At 63.0% G+C, this 14,333-nt stretch carries 16 protein-coding genes; 10 read left to right on the top strand and 6 right to left on the bottom strand.

All coding sequences use genetic code 11. From position 1 onward, the window contains the following. The first annotated feature begins 304 nt into the window (after positions 1 to 304). Together glpK and J5286_RS16005 are read left to right on the top strand one after the other, a co-directional pair. Entirely contained in the window at positions 305 to 1,798 is a 1,494-nt protein-coding gene (glpK, locus tag J5286_RS16010) for a glycerol kinase GlpK (RefSeq protein WP_209191254.1), read from the top strand. A gap of 81 nt (positions 1,799 to 1,879) precedes the next feature. Continuing rightward, positions 1,880 to 2,287: an OsmC family protein gene (locus J5286_RS16005; RefSeq protein WP_111562943.1), complete on the top strand. Its 408-nt coding sequence runs from the start codon at positions 1,880 to 1,882 to the stop codon at positions 2,285 to 2,287. Between the two features lie 3 nt (positions 2,288 to 2,290). Here the strand turns inward: J5286_RS16005 and J5286_RS16000 are convergent, their stop codons facing one another. The 4 genes from J5286_RS16000 to J5286_RS15985 form a co-directional block, all read right to left on the bottom strand. Continuing rightward, positions 2,291 to 2,488: a hypothetical protein gene (locus J5286_RS16000; protein WP_209191253.1), complete on the bottom strand. Its 198-nt coding sequence runs from the start codon at positions 2,486 to 2,488 to the stop codon at positions 2,291 to 2,293. Then, complete coding sequence (locus tag J5286_RS15995; RefSeq protein WP_209191252.1) at positions 2,488 to 3,321, bottom strand: acyltransferase family protein; 834 nt, start codon at positions 3,319 to 3,321, stop codon at positions 2,488 to 2,490. Before J5286_RS15995 ends, J5286_RS16000 begins: the two co-directional genes overlap by 1 nt. Positions 3,322 to 3,432: 111 nt before the next feature. Then, entirely contained in the window at positions 3,433 to 4,374 is a 942-nt protein-coding gene (locus tag J5286_RS15990) for an HlyD family secretion protein (RefSeq protein ID WP_209191251.1), read from the bottom strand. Then, the gene (locus J5286_RS15985; RefSeq protein WP_209191250.1) at positions 4,371 to 4,616 is read right to left on the bottom strand and encodes a DUF3302 domain-containing protein; all 246 of its coding nucleotides are present in this window, start codon (positions 4,614 to 4,616) and stop codon (positions 4,371 to 4,373) included. Before J5286_RS15985 ends, J5286_RS15990 begins: the two co-directional genes overlap by 4 nt. A 193-nt stretch (positions 4,617 to 4,809) precedes the next feature. Between J5286_RS15985 and J5286_RS15980 the strand changes: the two genes are divergently transcribed. From J5286_RS15980 to J5286_RS15965, 4 genes are all read left to right on the top strand, one after another. Beyond that, entirely contained in the window at positions 4,810 to 5,184 is a 375-nt protein-coding gene (locus J5286_RS15980; RefSeq protein ID WP_018897284.1) for a YciI family protein, read from the top strand. Further along, complete coding sequence (locus tag J5286_RS15975; RefSeq protein ID WP_209191249.1) at positions 5,181 to 6,431, top strand: RNA polymerase sigma factor; 1,251 nt, start codon at positions 5,181 to 5,183, stop codon at positions 6,429 to 6,431. The genes J5286_RS15980 and J5286_RS15975 overlap by 4 nt, the downstream gene beginning before the upstream one ends. A gap of 98 nt (positions 6,432 to 6,529) precedes the next feature. Continuing rightward, positions 6,530 to 6,991 (top strand): SRPBCC family protein, encoded by a 462-nt coding sequence (locus J5286_RS15970; RefSeq protein WP_112536870.1) that lies wholly within the window; start codon positions 6,530 to 6,532, stop codon positions 6,989 to 6,991. A 30-nt stretch (positions 6,992 to 7,021) separates the two neighbouring features. Then, positions 7,022 to 7,438 carry a DoxX family protein gene (locus J5286_RS15965; protein WP_209191248.1) on the top strand — a complete coding sequence of 139 codons (417 nt, stop codon included), beginning with the start codon at positions 7,022 to 7,024 and terminating at the stop codon, positions 7,436 to 7,438. Positions 7,439 to 7,510: 72 nt separating this feature from the next. Here the strand turns inward: J5286_RS15965 and J5286_RS15960 are convergent, their stop codons facing one another. Beyond that, positions 7,511 to 7,888 carry a hypothetical protein gene (locus tag J5286_RS15960; RefSeq protein ID WP_209191247.1) on the bottom strand — a complete coding sequence of 126 codons (378 nt, stop codon included), beginning with the start codon at positions 7,886 to 7,888 and terminating at the stop codon, positions 7,511 to 7,513. Positions 7,889 to 8,062: 174 nt separating this feature from the next. Between J5286_RS15960 and J5286_RS15955 the strand changes: the two genes are divergently transcribed. The 3 genes from J5286_RS15955 to J5286_RS15945 all read left to right on the top strand — a co-directional run bounded on the left by J5286_RS15955 (position 8,063) and on the right by J5286_RS15945 (position 12,253). Next, positions 8,063 to 9,124 carry an LLM class flavin-dependent oxidoreductase gene (locus J5286_RS15955; RefSeq protein WP_018897289.1) on the top strand — a complete coding sequence of 354 codons (1,062 nt, stop codon included), beginning with the start codon at positions 8,063 to 8,065 and terminating at the stop codon, positions 9,122 to 9,124. Between the two features lie 113 nt (positions 9,125 to 9,237). Then, positions 9,238 to 9,996: a type I methionyl aminopeptidase gene (map, locus tag J5286_RS15950; protein ID WP_047506259.1), complete on the top strand. Its 759-nt coding sequence runs from the start codon at positions 9,238 to 9,240 to the stop codon at positions 9,994 to 9,996. A 322-nt stretch (positions 9,997 to 10,318) separates the two neighbouring features. Then, positions 10,319 to 12,253 (top strand): methyl-accepting chemotaxis protein, encoded by a 1,935-nt coding sequence (locus tag J5286_RS15945; protein ID WP_209191246.1) that lies wholly within the window; start codon positions 10,319 to 10,321, stop codon positions 12,251 to 12,253. A 71-nt stretch (positions 12,254 to 12,324) separates the two neighbouring features. On the opposite strand, the gene J5286_RS15940 is transcribed toward J5286_RS15945, so the two are convergent. Continuing rightward, on the bottom strand, positions 12,325 to 12,909 hold the full coding sequence (locus tag J5286_RS15940; RefSeq protein WP_209191245.1) for a PadR family transcriptional regulator: 585 nt from the start codon (positions 12,907 to 12,909) through the stop codon (positions 12,325 to 12,327). Positions 12,910 to 13,060: 151 nt separating this feature from the next. Here J5286_RS15940 and J5286_RS15935 point away from each other — a divergent pair, with 151 nt between their 5' ends. Continuing rightward, on the top strand, positions 13,061 to 14,257 hold the full coding sequence (locus tag J5286_RS15935) for a YbfB/YjiJ family MFS transporter (RefSeq protein WP_209191244.1): 1,197 nt from the start codon (positions 13,061 to 13,063) through the stop codon (positions 14,255 to 14,257). Positions 14,258 to 14,333: the final 76 nt, after the last annotated feature.

Genomic DNA, 14,333 nt, shown 5'->3' with positions numbered 1-14,333 from the left:
GGCATCGTGGTCGGGAGAGCCATTCCCGTCGTGCGGATGGGACGTGCTTAGATCCTCGGCACAAGGCCGAGGATGACGCCGAGAGTGTGGTAGCCAATTGAAAAATAAGCGAAATCCCATCCGAAACGTCATCCTCGGGCTCGTCCCGAGGGTCTAAGCACGCCGCCCGGAATGCAACGGTGATGGCACCCTGAGGGCCGCAACACCCAAAACCAACGGCCCAACAAATTTCACTTTAATTTCTTTTCACATTCGTTTGCCTGCATTATTCATTCAATTCGAAGCAGTTCATGGGAGGATGACAATGGCGGGGTATGTACTGGCGATCGATCAGGGGACGACGTCGACGCGGGCGATCGTGTTCGATGGCGAGATGAAGATCGCCGGCGCGGGCCAGAAGGAATTCAAGCAGATCTATCCGCAATCCGGCTGGGTCGAGCACGATCCGGAAGAGATCTGGGACAGCGTCGTCTCGACCATCAAGATGGCGATCCGTGAGGCGAAGATCAGCGCCAAGGATATCGCAGCACTCGGGATCACCAACCAGCGCGAGACGGTCATCGTCTGGGAGCGCGAGAGCGGCAAGCCTATTCATAACGCCATCGTCTGGCAGGACCGGCGCACCGCGAGCTATTGCGACAAGCTGAAGAAGCAGGATCTGGAAAAGACCTTCACGAAGAAGACGGGGCTGCTGCTCGACCCCTATTTCTCCGGCACCAAGCTTTCCTGGATGCTCGCCAATGTGAAGGGGGCGAGGGCGCGCGCTGCCAAGGGCGAGCTCTGCTTCGGCACGATCGACACGTTTCTGATCTGGCGGCTCACCGGCGGCAAGAGCTTCGTCACCGACGCCACCAATGCGTCGCGGACGCTGATGTACAACATCGCCAGCAACGAATGGGACAAAGACCTCTTGGAGATCCTGCGCGTTCCCTCGGCGATGCTGCCCGAGGTGAAGGATTGCGCGGCCGATTTCGGCGTTACCGAGCCTCACATCTTCGGCGCGGCGATCCCGATTTTAGGCGTTGCCGGCGACCAGCATGCGGCAACGATCGGCCAGGCCTGCTTCGAGCCGGGCATGATGAAATCCACATACGGCACCGGCTGCTTCGCCGTGCTCAACACCGGCGCCGACATGGTGCGCTCGAAAAACCGGCTCTTGACGACCATCGCCTACCGGCTGGACGGCGAGACGACCTATGCGCTCGAGGGTTCGATCTTCATCGCGGGTGCGGCCGTGCAATGGCTGCGCGACGGGCTCGGGATCATCGACAGCGCCTCGAAGACCGGCGAACTGGCCGATGCCGCCGATCCCTCGCAGGAGGTCTATCTGGTGCCTGCCTTCACCGGGCTCGGCGCGCCGCACTGGGATGCGAACGCGCGCGGTGCGATCTTCGGCCTGACACGCAACAGCGGCCCCAAGGAATTCGCGCGCGCGGCGCTCGAGGCCGTCTGCTACCAGTCGCGCGACCTGCTCGACGCCATGCACAAGGACTGGAAGGGCGGCGTCGACGAGACCGTGCTGCGCGTCGACGGCGGCATGGTGGCCTCCGACTGGACAATGCAGCGGCTGGCCGACATTCTCGACGCGCCGGTCGACCGCCCCGTGATCCTGGAGACCACGGCACTGGGCGCCGCCTGGCTTGCCGGCAGCCGCGCGGGCGTATGGCCCGACAAGGTGGCGTTCGCCAAGAACTGGAAGCGCAACAACCGCTTCGAGCCCGATATGGACGAGAAGACCCGGGCGGCCAAGCTCAAGGGCTGGCGGAGCGCGGTGAAGCGGACGTTGAGCGAGGGGTGATGCGGGCGAGGGGCGGTGTCTTTGACGCCTTCGCCGATCGTTCTACAATGCCTGCCAATCTTGACATGTGGAGGAGCAGGCATGGTGTCGATGACGGTCGAGCTGCGCAATGTCGCGGGAACCCAGGCGGCGATGGGATGGGCCGGTGGCCATACCATCGTCGTCGACAGGCCGCAGGGCAAGGCGGGCGGGCAGGGGCTCGGCTTCAACGGTGCGCAGCTGCTGGCGCTGGCGCTCGGCGGCTGCTTCTGCAACGACCTGCGCTATGTCGCCGAAGAGATGGGGTGCGAGCTCGGCAGCATCGCGGTGTCTGTCACCGTGGAGCTCGATGGCAGCCCGCTGGTGACGACCGCCGCGCATATGCAGGTCGCCTGCGAGATGGCCGACGGCTCCAGCGCCGACGCGGTGATCGAGAAGGCAAGGGCTAGCTGCATGGTCAGCAATTCACTTCAGCGCGGCGTTGCCGTCTCGATCGAGGCGGTGCGCTAGGTTTTACGTCGCAACCACCTGCCGCTGGCGTCTTGCCGGCGGGGCATAGAGCCAGCCGGCGCCGCCGCGGTCCGCCACGGCGCGGATCGCCAGAGACAGGCCGATGGCAATGATCACCACCAGCGGCGCGGTGAGATAGCCGAGCATTGCCCTCTCACCGATCGCGGCGGCGATGGTGGCGACCAGCAGAGAAACGATCATCACATGGGGACGTAGACGGGCAGCGTGTTGCGGCCGAAATAGGCGAAGGCATTGCGCACGCTCTCCCACCGCGACAAAAGCACCGCCGTGCCGCAGAGCCAGGCAAGGCCGGCGATGGAGGAGGCGAGCGCCCAACTGCCCTTGTCGACGGCCTGCAGCCGCCAGCGCAGCACGTATAGCGCCGAGAACAGCAGGAAGCCGCCGAGCGCCGTCAGGAACGGGCGGGCGGTGATGAGGTGGACGACCGATCGCCCATACCAGCAGCCGAAGAGGAAGAAGACGAAATACTGCAGCACGTTGCGATGGGTGAAGAGATCGATCGCCAGATGGTCTCCGAAGGTGAGGACCGAGACGATGGCGGCGATTGCGATGGTGATCACATGCGGCGTCGATTGCAGCAGTTTGGTGGCGACCATGAAGATGGCGAGCGCCCAGATGAACCAGATGCCGGTGTTCGGCGCCCACCACATTTCCAGCAGCTGATAGGGATCGCTGCCCTCAGTGGGGACGAGCGCGTTCTGCTGCACGTAGCGGAAGAACAGCCAGCGGGCGGTGCTCCAGATGGCGAAGAGGTAGACCAGCAGCCAGATCTTGCGGCGCAGGAAATCGCTCCACGGCGCGCGCATGGCCGATGCCGCCAGGAAGCCGGAGACGGTGAAAAACAGCGGCATGCGGATCGGCGTCATGATGGCGCTGAAGCGGGCGTAGAGATCAGGCGCTATGGCGTGGAACTGGTGGTAGAGAAGGGTGTGATAGATCACCACCAGGATGATCGACATGCCCTTGGCGATATCGAGCCATTCGATACGGGTCTTCTCCTGCCGCTGCTCCAAGCGCCGTCCTCCATTTTGCATTGCAGCAAACTGAAGGGGGCATTGTGGCGAAAACGTGGGATAGCAGAAATTTATGGCCGCTATCCGCAGTTGTCTTCTGTGGGAGGGCGCTCAGAACGGATTGACGTAGTTGGTGATGGCGATCTGGCGCAGCAGCACCTTGCGGATGATGTGCGTCGGCGTGACGTGATCGGTGTAGATCGCCGCATCTCCGGTGCTGCCTGCCGGCAACACGTCGGCGAAGTGCTTGTCGTCGAGCCTGATGCGGACGGCCAGCGGCAGCGAGGCGATCTCCTTCGGCGCCACGGCCAGGCCCGAGGTCTGCGTCTGGCCGCTCGCCACCGCCTGCAGCACGCTTTCCACCTTGCCGGTATAGACCTTGCCCGGCGCGTATTTGAAGGTGATCTCGACGGGCTGGCCGGGGGTTATGTAGCGCGCGTTGATCTGCGCGATCTCGATGCCGATGATGGTGTCCGACGTATCGATGAAGGCCATGACGGGTGCCAGCGGCAGGCTGCTGACGCGGGCGCCCTTGCGAAGCGCGAGATTGGTGACGTAGCCGTCGGCGGGCGCCCGGACCACCGTCTTGTCGAGGTTCCACCGCGCCTCGGCGATCTCGGCCTTCAGCTGGTCGGTTTGCGCCTGCGCCTGCTCGACGTCGAAGCCGCGCCCGGCGCCTGTGGTTTGCAGCCGCGTCGTCTCGGAGAGCCTCAGTGTGGCGAGTTCGAGCTGCGCCTTGAGCGCGTCGAGCTTTGCCTGGTAGGGCACGGGGTCGATGCGGAAAAGCACGTCGCCCGCCTTCAGCGGCGCGTTGGCGATAACAGGGACATCGATGACCTCGCCGGCGACATTGGGGACGATCGCCACGGAATTGCGCACGACCAATGCCGCGCCCTGTGGCGCGCCCCAGCCCATGGGGATGAACAGGCCGATCAGGAGCAGCAGGAAGACCAGCGCCGGCGATACCTTCCAGAAGAGGTTGAAGGGCACGATCTTCAACTTTACCAGCAGGAAGAGGATGACCAGATAGACGTTGAGGAGAACGACGATCATCGGTTCTTCTCCGCATCCGGCGCGCGTGGGATGTCGACATAGGCCCAGATCACGACCAGCGGCCAGAAGGCGAAGCCGAGCAGCAGCGTCACCCAGCCGCCGACGCTGACGGCCTTCGCCCAGGGATGATTGCGCCTGCGAGCGATCATGCCGGGCAGTATCGCCAGGAAGAGGACGACCGCAAGCGTGCTGGCCGCCAGCACGATCAGCACGATCCACGCGAAAATATCGACGGCGCTCATGCGGGGTCTCCCTGCCGGTCAAGATCGATGGCAGCAGACCATGGGGTAGCGGCGGTGCGGAAGTACGTTACCGTAAATGCAACGGTGCTGCGTTCGGGCCTCGCCGGACCGCGAGCCCTCACCTCCGCAATTTTTTGCTGCGTCCTGTCGGCGGGCGGGTTACTCCTTCGTCATTGAGGAAGAGGAGTATGAGATGCTGTATGCGATCCTTTGCTATGCCGATGAAGAGCGGGTTTTCTCCTGGACCAAGGAGGAAGAGGACGCTGTGATGGCGAAGCTTTATGCGGTTCAGGCACCCTTGGCCGAAAGCGGCAAGCTCGGGCCGGTCGGGCGGCTGATGCCGACGACGGCGGCCACCACCGTGCGCAAGGGCAAGGAAGAGCCGCTGGTGCTCGACGGGCCGTTTGCCGAGACCAAGGAGGCGCTGCTCGGTTTCTACGTGGTCGATTTCGACACGCTGGAGGAGGCCGTCGCCTTTTCCAAGGAGCTTTCATCAGTCAATCCCGGCTCCACATCCTATGAAATCAGGCCGTTCTACGTGTTCCGGCCGGGAGAGAGTGCGACATGACAGACATTGCCTGGATCGACGTGACGCTCGCTTCCGCCCGGCCGAAGGCGCTCGGCGCGCTGCTCCGATACTTCCGCGATCTCGATATCGCGGAAGAGGCCTTCCAGGAGGCCTGCCTGCGCGCTGTCAGAACCTGGCCGGACAAGGGGCCGCCACGCGATCCGACGGCTTGGCTGATCTTCGTCGGTCGCAACAGCGGTATCGACGCGGTGCGCAAGCGCTCGAAGACACAGGCGCTGCCCGACGAGGAGCTGATTTCCGATGCCGAGAGCGATATCGCCGAGCGGCTGGATACGTCCAACTACCGCGACGACATTCTGAGGCTCTTGTTCATCTGCTGCCATCCCGACCTGCCGGCGACGCAGCAGATCGCGCTGGCGCTCCGGATCGTATCCGGCCTTTCCGTGCAGCAGATTGCCCGCGCCTTCCTGGTCGGCGAGAGCGCCATGGAGCAGCGGATCACGCGGGCCAAGGCGCGTGTCGCCAAGGCCGGCGTTCCCTTCGAGACGCCGGATGCGGCGGAGCGGGCCGAGCGGCTGTCGATCGTTTCGACGATGATCTACCTCGTCTTCAACGAGGGCTACAGCCAGGCGGATCCCAAAGCCGAGGCCTGCGCTTTTTCCGACGAGGCGATCCGGCTGGCGCGGCTTTTGCTGCGCATCTTCCCCGGCGAGCCGGAGCTGATGGGGTTGCTCGCGCTGATGCTCTTGCAGATCTCACGCCGCCCGGCGCGCTTCAGCGCCGACAACGAGATCGTGCTGCTGGAAGATCAGGATCGGTCGCTCTGGAACCGCGAGCTGATCAACGAAGCGCTGGCACTGCTCGACAAGGCGATCCGCCACCGGCAGCCCGGGACCTACCAGTTTCAGGCGGCGATCGCGGCGCTGCATTCGCGCGCCAAGAGGGCTGAGGATACCGACTGGGAGGAGATCGAGCTGCTCTATCGTGCGCTGGAGCGCATGCAGCCGTCGCCTGTTATCACGCTCAACCGGGCGGTCGCCGTCTCGAAGCTCAGAGGGCCGGGCGAGGCGCTGACGCTGGTGGAGACGCTCGGTGAAAAGCTCGACGGCTATTTCTATTATCACGGCCTGCGCGGCGGGCTGTTGAAGCAGATCGGCCGTCCGCGGGAGGCGCGCGAGGCTTTCGATCGGGCGATCGCGCTGGCGCATTCCGCACCCGAGGCTGCGCATATCCGCCGGCAGATCGACAGCCTGAAGACGGAGCCGGCGCTGCCGGCGGTGAAATAATTCCAGAAATAACCTTGCGCCTTGTCGGATCGGCGACATCTCACACGTTCTTGTAACAGACTGATCAAGAACAGGTTTCACGAAACAGGAGACGACACATGACCGCCATGCACGAGCTTATTCTCGTCCGCGAATTCGATGCGCCGCGCGAAAAGATCTTCAAAGCCTGGACCGATCCCGAGCTGATGAAGGAATGGTTCGTGCCGCGTCCCTGGACGATATCGGACGCCAAGCTCGACGTGCGCGCCGGCGGCGCCAACCTCATCGTCATGCGCAGCCCCGAGGGGCAGGAGTTTCCCAATCGCGGGGTTTATCTCGAAGTGATCGAGAACGAGAAGCTGGTCTTCACGGACGCCTATACCAGCGCCTGGGTGCCATCCGAGAAGCCGTTCATGACGGCGACCGTGCTGCTCGAGGATCTCGGCAACGGCCGCACCAAATACACGGCAACGGCCGTCCACTGGACCGCCGAGGACAAGAAGACCCACGAGGAAATGGGTTTCCACGAGGGCTGGGGCAAATGCGCCGATCAGCTCGCCGAGCTTTTGGCGCGGATGTGATTTGGACAAACCGAACAAGGGGATGGGACGATGTCCGCAGTCATTGATTCAAATCCGGCGCAGCCGCGCTGGCAGACAATCACAGGCCTCGTGCTGAGCGGCCTCATCGTCGCCTTCCTCGTCTTCGACGGCGCAATCAAGCTGGTGCCGATCGCGCCCGTGACCGAGACGCTGACGGCGCTCGGCTACTCTGCCGACCCGATGCTGGCCCGCAGCCTCGGCATCATCACGCTTGCCTGCGCCCTGCTATACGCCATCCCGCGCACCTCGGTGCTCGGGGCGATCCTGCTCACCGGCCTGCTCGGCGGCGCGATCGCCACGCATTTGAGGGTCGGGAGCCCGGTGTTTTCGCACCTGCTCTTCGGCGTCTATCTCGGGCTGATGGCCTGGGGCGGGCTCTATCTGCGCCACGAGGCGGTTCGCAGGATGATTCCGTTCAGGCTCTGAAGTGCTTGAAATGAGAGTCGGATTTGGCGGTTGGGGCGGGTACGGTTATCGGAGGCGGTCTCGGCCCGTGCCCTAAGAAAAGCCGACCGACGGCGACGGCAATGCGAACCACACTCCTCCGGGACTGACATCTCGGGCTCCGGTTTCCAGCCACTCGCTTACAATCGAATTGGCGATTTCCAGGTCAGACTCGCCGTAATGTGTTTGTAGAATCCAGTCGAACCTCGTTCCCCCGCCGCCTTTCACAGGCTTGGCGCCCGAGGCAAGCAGCGCCAGGATGCATTGTCTTATAAACTCGGTGAGCTCCGCGTTCTCCAGCTGAAAGCCTTCCCGCCCGGCCGGAACGATTTGCCATAAACCGACGGCATCGACATCGAGTTCGCCTGACACCGTTTCGATATGTTCGGCAATCGTATGGCCATAGATCTTATGACGGGTGTCCAGCTTCATTGGTGATGTGCCTCGATGCTGAGCGGAGGTTGGGATCGCCGTTTCTACGACGCTAGCTGTCGTTCCGCCTAGCTCCCCATCAACTTTATCGAACGATCCGTTCTAGAATTTGTCATTGCGCCCCACCTCGGCCATCCTTATCTGCAATCTAAAGATTTCAACGGGATGCACGCTATGGAACTCGGCCTTTATACCTTCGCAGACGTCAACCCCAATCCTTCGAGGAGCAAGGGGGCGGAAGGGGCCGAGAGGTTGAAGCATCTGATTGAGGAGATCGAGCTTGCCGATCAGGTGGGGCTCGACGTCTTTGGGTTGGGCGAGCATCACCGGCCGGATTACGCGGCGTCTGCGCCAGCAGTGGCGCTGGCTGCTGCTGCGGTGAAGACCAAAAACATCCGGCTGACGAGCGCCGTCACCGTGCTGTCCTCCGACGATCCGGTGCGGGTGTTCCAGCAGTTCTCGACGCTCGACCTTCTCTCCAACGGCCGCGCCGAGATCATGGCGGGGCGGGGGTCGTTCATCGAATCCTTCCCGCTGTTCGGCTATAATCTCGAGGATTACGACCAGCTGTTCGAGGAAAAGCTCGACCTGCTTTTGGCGCTTCGCGACAGCGAGGCGGTGACGTGGTCGGGCGAGATGCGGCCTGCGATCAACGGGCGCGGCGTTTATCCAAGGCCGTTCCAGGACCCACTGCCGGTCTGGATCGCGGTTGGCGGGACGCCGCAGTCGGTGGCGCGCGCGGGTGCGCTCGGGCTGCCGGTGGCGCTGGCCATCATCGGCGGCGAGCCGCATCGTTTCGCGCCGCTATTCGATCTCTACCGCGAGGCGGCACGGCGCGCAGGGCAGGATCAGGCCAAGCTCAAGACATCGATCAACGTGCACGGTTTCGTCGCCGACACGACGGATGCGGCGGCCGATCAGTTCTACGGGCCGCAGGCGGAAGTGATGAACAGGATCGGCCGCGAGCGCGGCTGGGGGCCGACGAGCCGCCCGCATTTCGACGCCTCGCGCGGGCCGAAGGGCGCGCTCTTCGTCGGCGATCCTGAAGTGGTGGCCGAAAAGATTATCGCGCATCACAAGCTGTTCAAGAACGACCGCTTCCTGCTGCAGATGGCGATCGGCCTGATGCCGCACGACCAGATCATGCGCGGGATCGAGCTCTACGGCACGAAAGTCGCGCCGATCGTCAGAAAGGCATTGACTGAGAGCGGCGAAGGGGCGAAAGCCAGCGCCTAAAGCAGGAGCTTCATGGCGTAAAGGATGAATTGGATTTCCCCCGGCGTCGTGTTCTGTTCCAGATTCGAGAGCCGGCCGACCGGCCGTAACCTTAGGGCCGGAAACGGAATTTCATGATTATCGAGACTGAAGACGAACTCCTGAAGCTCAAAGAGATCGGTCGCATCTGCGCCAACGCGATCCAGATCATGGCGTCGTCCATGGAGCCCGGGATCACCACGCAGGAGCTCGACGATATCGGCCGCAAGGTGTTGGAAAGTGCCGGTGCGCGCTCGGCGCCGGAGTTCTGCTACCAGTTTCCGGGTGCGACCTGCATCAGCGTCAACGAGGAGATCGCGCACGGCATTCCCGGTTCGCGCGTCATCCGCCCGGGTGATCTCGTCAATATCGACGTCTCGGCCGAAAAGGACGGTTTCTTCTCCGATACCGGCGCTTCCTTCGTCGTGCCGCCGTCGAAATCGAAGCTCGACAAGCTCTGCCGCGACGGCAAGCGGGCGCTTTGGGTCGGTCTCAACCAGGTGAAATCGGGCGAGCCACTGGCCAAGATCGGCCAGGCGATCGGCGCGTTCGCGGCCAAGAACCGCTATACGCTGGTGGCGAACCTCGCTAGCCACGGTGTCGGCCGCTCGCTGCACGAGGAGCCGGGCGAACTTTCGACATGGCCGGACCCGTCCGAGAAGCGGATCATGACGGACGGGCTGGTCTTCACCGTCGAGCCCTTCCTGTCGCTCGGCGCCACATGGGCCGAGGGCGGCGACGACGCCTGGACGCTCTATGCCGATCCGCAGGCGCCGACGGTGCAATACGAACACACCGTGGTCGCGACCCGCAACGGGCCGATGATCCTGACGCTGCCGGATGGGCAGGCGTAGATCCGTTCTCGTCTCATCCTGAATTTTCTTCGATGCGCGTCGTTTAGGTCGATGCGCCGAAGCGAGCATGTGCCCGATTTCTTGCTGTCTCTCGATGCCGCGCAGATCGCACTCGATCGTCGCGCCGCCTTGCTGCGCGCGTTTGCCGCAGGCTGAAGGCTCGTCTTGTGCGCCGCAATAAGATCTCGTTAAGCAAGATCGTGCGATCGATTAGATCGATCTAAACGACCAATGACTGGGCGCCATCCGTGAATGTTCAGGTTTAATGGTACGTCCTTCCAACGCGGGGAACACAAGGGCGCACCCAATATCGGGACTAAGCATGTCATTTCTGCAGAACGCAAAAATTCGTACCAAATTCCTGTCCGTGCTGCTTCCCTTATGCGCGATCGGCGTCGTTGGCCCCGCCGTCATGTCGTATGAATTCAAAAAGATCGGCACGACCTATTCGGATTTCATCAGCCACGACAATATGAGCGCGGTCGTGGCGACTCGGCTGCCCTCGCAGATGGTAACAGCAGCCTATTCAGTCTATCAGGTCCTCTCGGCGCCTCCGGCGTCGGCCAGCAAGGCGGACGCACATAAGGCTTACGAGGCCGCCAAAACGAGTTCGGCTGCGCAGTTTGATACACTGTTCAAGCTCATTCCCGCCAAGACAGATGCGATCAGGACGTACCAGCAGTCGGAACTGGTGATCTTCGAGCAGATGGACAAGGCGATCGCGCTCGACGGGCAGGGGAATACGACAGCCGCACTGCAGGCCATGGATGCACTTCGCGAGCAGATCGCTCAATGGCGCAAAGGCATCGGCGGCTGGAACGATGCCGGGGTGACTGACATCATCGCGCAAACCGATCGGCTGGCCGCGCGTACCAACAACACGATCCTGACCTCTCTCGTAGCCCTCGGATCGATCTTTTTCCTCGGCATCATGACCGCCCTTTTCATCGTTGCGCGCGGGGTCACCAAGCCGATCGATCGGCTTCGCAACCGCATGCTGTCTCTTGCCGATGGCGAGACCAAATCGGACATAGACGGCCTGACACGCAAGGATGAAGTCGGCCAGATGGCGCAGGCCGTTGCCGTCTTCCGCGACGGCGCGCTGGAGCGTGTGCGCCTCGAAGAGGAAGCGGATGCAAACCGCAGCCTTTCGGAGCGTGAGCGCATCGAGCAGGAGGCTCGCAAGGCGCGGGAGGCGGAGGCCGTGAAGTTCGCGGTCGACAATCTGGCCCTCGGCCTGTCGAAGCTCTCCGATGGCGACGTATCCTATCGCATCGAGCAGCCGTTCACCTCGGAACTGGATGGAGTGCGTGGCGATTTCAACAACTCGGCGGAGAAGCTGAAGAGCGCGCTGACACGTGTGTCGGACAATGCGCGCGGTATCGATGCCGGCGCCCGCGAGATCAAATCGGCCGCCGACGACCTGGCGCGCCGCACGGAGCAGCAGGCGGCAGCCGTCGAGGAAACAGCGGCAGCGCTGGAACAGATCACGACGACGGTGAAGGACGCGACGAAGCGCGCGCAGGAGGCCGGCGATCTGGTTGCGAAGGCCCGTACGGACGCGGAACGGTCTGGCGAAGTCGTGGTGCAGGCCGTCCGATCCATGGAGCAGATCGAGAAGTCGGCCGGCGAGATCGGCAGCATTATCGGCGTCATCGACGAGATCGCGTTCCAGACCAACCTTCTCGCGCTCAACGCGGGCGTGGAGGCTGCAAGAGCCGGCGAGGCGGGCAAGGGTTTCGCCGTGGTGGCGCAGGAGGTGCGTGAACTTGCGCAGCGCTCGGCGAGTGCCGCCAAGCAGATCAAGGACCTGATCACAACCTCGAATCAGCAGGTGACCGAAGGCGTTCAGCTGGTCGGCGAGACCGGGCGCGCGTTGAAGTCGATCGTCGCAGAGGTCCAGGAGATCAATCGCCACGTTAATGCGATCGTCGAGTCCGCGCATGAGCAGTCGTCCGGCCTGCAGCAGATCAACACCGCTGTGAACCAGATGGACCAGGACACGCAGAAGAACGCCGCCATGGTCGAGCAGACGACCGCAACCACGCACGGACTGTCGAGCGAAGTCGCGTCGCTGAACGAGCTCCTGGCGCTCTTCAAGCTGTCCAATGCGAACCGGCCGCAGGCGGGTCAGCTGCGTGCGGCGCCGGGCAGGGAAGCCCCCGTTGCATCGCCGGTTCGAAACCTCGGCCAGAAGCTCGCCAATGCCTTCTCAGGCAACGCCGCTCTCAAGGCGGACAACTGGGAAAACTTCTGATCGCGCGTTGATTGACGCTTAGTATCCGAAAACGCCGCTCGTCCTGTTCGACGGGCGGCGTTTTTCGCTTTTCAGTCCTGCTGCTTGGGCTGCTGCAAGATCTCTGCGGCGGCGCGTTCGAGGATGCCGGCGATGCGCTTGGCTTCGTCCTTCGACCAGGGATAGCGCAGCTTCAGCGCCGATTTCAAAAGCATGCGGGCGGCGACCACTTCGCTCTTGTCCTCGGGGAAGGCTTCTTCCTCGCGTTCCCGGCCATAGCTTTCAGGGCCACGGCTCTCCGGATCGAAGATACGGCGCACATGCGCCATCTTCTCGCCGATGCGTTCCAGCTTTCCAAGCGTCATTTCGATCATGGAACTGTTCTCCTCGACCTGTTTGCGGCCGCTCTCGGTGATGCGGTAGAGCTTCTTCGTGCCCTCCGCCTCGACCTCGGCGAGGCCGGTTTCTTCCAGATAGGTCAGCGCCGGATAGATGACGCCGGGGCTCGGGACATAGAAGCCGCCGGAGCGCTCTTCCAGAAGCTTGATCAGCTCGTAGCCATGGCGCGGCTGTTCGGCCAAGAGCGCCAGGATCACCAGCTGCAGGTCGCCCGCCGCGAACTTCCGCCCCATGCGAAAGCCGCCGCCACCCATCATTCCACCTCTAAAACCTCTCATCGATCACTCCTTATGATGTATCGTTGATTATGTCGTAAAACATATATCGTAAGATATGGCGTTTCAAGGGAAGGCCGAAAATTTCCGGAATTGATGGGTTCATCAGAAAATCTTGATTGCGGCTCGCGGTGTGCGGCGCGATAAGCGAGCCATGTTGGCTCGCAATGAACTTCCCCCCACACCTTCCCATGCACCCCTGTTTCGCACGGCATTGGCCGGAATGATCGCCATGGCGGCGGCCATGGGCTTCGGGCGGTTTTCGTATACGCCGATCCTGCCCGGCATGATGAGCGGTGTGCCGCTGTCTGCCGCCGATGCCGGCTTCATCGCCTCGGCCAATTTCGTCGGCTATCTCGTGGGCGCGGTTCTCGCCGCCTATGGCTGGGCGGCGGGGCGGGAGCGCAAGGTGGCGCTGTCGGCACTTCTCGCCAATGCCATCCTGCTCGCCGCGATGGCGATGACCCATTCCGTCATGCTCTTTGCCGTCATCCGCTTTCTCGCCGGCCTCGCCAGCGCATTCGCGATGATCTTTACCTCATCGATCGTGCTCAGCCACGGCGCTGCGGCCGGCAACGACCATGTTCAATCGGCGCATTTCGGTGGGCCGGGGGCGGGGATCGCGCTGTCGTCGGTGATGGTCTTCGTCATCGGGCTCATCGCGCATGGCGGCCCGGATGCCTGGCGGATCGACTGGATCGGCGGGGCGATCTATTCGGCAATCAGCCTCGTGCTCGTCTGGCTGCTTTTGCCTGCGGGCCCCGTTGCTAGTGGGCAAGCCGGCAAGGAGCCGCCGATCACATGGAGCCGGCCGATGCTCCTGGTCACGATCTCCTATGGCCTTTTCGGCTTCGGCTATGTCATCACCGCCACGTTCCTTGTCACCATCGCCCGGATGGCGGCATCAGGCGCTGTCGTCGAATTCCTCTGCTGGTTCATCGCCGGATTGACCTCTGCCGTCGCGCTGTTTGCGTGGAAGCCGTTTGTGCGGCCGCTCGGGCTCGGCTGGATCTATGTCGCGGCCCTTCTGGTCGAGGCGCTCGGTGTGCTCGCGACCGTGATGCTGCCGCCATCCGTCGCGCCGCTGATTGGCGGCGCGCTGTTCGGCGCGACCTTCCTTGCCATCACCGCCTACGGTCTGCAGATCGGCCGCAGGCTGGTGCCCGCAAGTCCTCGCCGGGCGTTTGCGATGATGACGGCCGCCTTCGGCTTCGGCCAGATCGTCGGGCCGATCGTCGCCGGCGCGCTTGCCGAGCGCACGGGAAGCTTCGTCGCGCCCACCTACGTGGCGGCCGTAGCGCTTGTCGTCTGCGCCGCCATGGTCATGCCTGTGATCAAGAAGCTCTCCTAAGCGGTTACAATTGCGTAACAATGGCGTCAGGCCATTGCCGCTTTCCGCGAACTGCCTTAATTTCCGGCGCAATCGC

The sequence above is a fragment of the Rhizobium sp. 16-488-2b genome, assembly GCF_017741815.1.
GTDB lineage: Bacteria > Pseudomonadota > Alphaproteobacteria > Rhizobiales > Rhizobiaceae > Rhizobium.
Note: the sequence above shows the minus strand (reverse complement) of the source record. Positions and strands in the feature narration are given on the sequence as shown.

What these genes read in the sequence shown, in the direction of transcription:
- J5286_RS15940 (WP_209191245.1), bottom strand. Translation starts at nt 12,909, where the DNA reads ATGAGAGGTTTTAGAGGTGGAATGATGGGTGGCGGCGGCTTTCGCATG.
- map (WP_047506259.1), top strand. Translation starts at nt 9,238, where the DNA reads ATGATTATCGAGACTGAAGACGAACTCCTGAAGCTCAAAGAGATCGGT.
- glpK (WP_209191254.1), top strand. Translation starts at nt 305, where the DNA reads ATGGCGGGGTATGTACTGGCGATCGATCAGGGGACGACGTCGACGCGG.
- J5286_RS15935 (WP_209191244.1), top strand. Translation starts at nt 13,061, where the DNA reads ATGTTGGCTCGCAATGAACTTCCCCCCACACCTTCCCATGCACCCCTG.
- J5286_RS15985 (WP_209191250.1), bottom strand. Translation starts at nt 4,616, where the DNA reads ATGAGCGCCGTCGATATTTTCGCGTGGATCGTGCTGATCGTGCTGGCG.
- J5286_RS15960 (WP_209191247.1), bottom strand. Translation starts at nt 7,888, where the DNA reads ATGAAGCTGGACACCCGTCATAAGATCTATGGCCATACGATTGCCGAA.
- J5286_RS16005 (WP_111562943.1), top strand. Translation starts at nt 1,880, where the DNA reads ATGGTGTCGATGACGGTCGAGCTGCGCAATGTCGCGGGAACCCAGGCG.
- J5286_RS15980 (WP_018897284.1), top strand. Translation starts at nt 4,810, where the DNA reads ATGCTGTATGCGATCCTTTGCTATGCCGATGAAGAGCGGGTTTTCTCC.
- J5286_RS15965 (WP_209191248.1), top strand. Translation starts at nt 7,022, where the DNA reads ATGTCCGCAGTCATTGATTCAAATCCGGCGCAGCCGCGCTGGCAGACA.
- J5286_RS15955 (WP_018897289.1), top strand. Translation starts at nt 8,063, where the DNA reads ATGGAACTCGGCCTTTATACCTTCGCAGACGTCAACCCCAATCCTTCG.
- J5286_RS15945 (WP_209191246.1), top strand. Translation starts at nt 10,319, where the DNA reads ATGTCATTTCTGCAGAACGCAAAAATTCGTACCAAATTCCTGTCCGTG.
- J5286_RS15990 (WP_209191251.1), bottom strand. Translation starts at nt 4,374, where the DNA reads ATGATCGTCGTTCTCCTCAACGTCTATCTGGTCATCCTCTTCCTGCTG.
- J5286_RS16000 (WP_209191253.1), bottom strand. Translation starts at nt 2,488, where the DNA reads ATGATCGTTTCTCTGCTGGTCGCCACCATCGCCGCCGCGATCGGTGAG.
- J5286_RS15975 (WP_209191249.1), top strand. Translation starts at nt 5,181, where the DNA reads ATGACAGACATTGCCTGGATCGACGTGACGCTCGCTTCCGCCCGGCCG.
- J5286_RS15970 (WP_112536870.1), top strand. Translation starts at nt 6,530, where the DNA reads ATGACCGCCATGCACGAGCTTATTCTCGTCCGCGAATTCGATGCGCCG.